Consider the following 1,226-nt stretch of genomic DNA (forward strand, 5'->3'; position numbering starts at 1 on the left):
GCCCTGCGGCTGGTAATGGGTAAAGGTTTCTTTGCTCGTCATAAACATCCCTTACACTGGTGTGTTCAGCAAATCGTTAACGGCATCAGATGCCGGGTTACCTGCAGCCAGCGGTGCCGGTGCCCCCTGCATCAGACGATCCAGCGCAGTGTCACTGCGCGCCTGTGCACTCTGTGGTGCTGCGGCCAGAATGCGGCGGGCCGTTTTCACGGTCATACCGGGGGTTTCTGCCAGCACGCGTGCCTGTTCTTCGCGTCCGTGAGCCTCCTCACAGTTGAGGATCCCCATAATGCGGCTGTTTTCTGCCGCAACCGCTGCGGTGATCTGCGCGTTCACGTCCGGCTGCGCCGCGCTGGCGTTCTCGCCCTCCGTCGCTGGCACCACGTCAGTAACGTCAGCCTGCGAAGCAGTGGCTGAAACAGTTGTTGATTGAGTCTCTTTGGTCATTCGCCCTCCTGAGAGACGGGATTTACGTGCATCCAGTGCATCACGCATGACGGTGATCGCATCGGTGCTGTTAACAAGTTCATCAGCCAGTCCGGCATCAATGGCCTCCTGACCGCTGTACACTGCAGCCTCGGTATCCAGCACAACCTGCACGGACAGGCCGGTATATGCCGACACCTTCTGCGCAAACATCTGGCGGGTTGCGTCCATCCGGGACTGCAGTGTCTCCCGGACGTCATCCGGAAGATGGCTGTAGGGGTTGCCATCCACCTTATGGCTGCCGCTGTAAATCAGCGTGATTTCCACACCCTGTTTCTCCAGCGCAGCACCGTAATTACTGTGAGCCATCATGACGCCGATGGAGCCTGTCCGGGCGGTCTGCGTGACCAGACGCCGGGAGGCGGCACTGGCAAGCAACTGACCTGCACTGCAGTTAATGTCGTTGGCAAGCGCCCATACCGGTTTTATGTCACGCACACGGGCGATGATGTCAGCGCAGTCAAATGCCCCCGCCACCATCCCGCCGGGCGTGTCCATATCGAGCAGAATGCCGTCCACCATCGGATCGCTGGCAGCCTGTTGCAGACGGGCGATAATGCCGTTGTAACCGGTCATCCCCGAGTACGGCTGCAGCGCCCGCGTCCGGCTGACCAGCGTGCCGGACACCGGCAGCACGGCGATGCCGTTCATGACCTGATAACTGCGGGCCTGTCGTGGTCCGTCATCATCACCGGATAATGCCAGCGTCGCGAGTGCCTCCTGGGCAGTCAGGCTGTCGC

Annotated in this window: 1 protein-coding gene; it reads right to left on the bottom strand. The window is 60.6% G+C overall.

What is annotated here, in order from left to right; genetic code table 11:
• Nucleotides 1-51: 51 nt before the first annotated feature.
• The coding region (locus I5R65_RS24190) for a S49 family peptidase (protein WP_196872337.1) at nt 52-1,226 on the bottom strand (1,175 nt) is incomplete at its 5' end.

This window comes from Herbaspirillum sp. AP02 (assembly GCF_015767275.1).
Classification (GTDB): Bacteria; Pseudomonadota; Gammaproteobacteria; order Burkholderiales; family Burkholderiaceae_D; genus Herbaspirillum.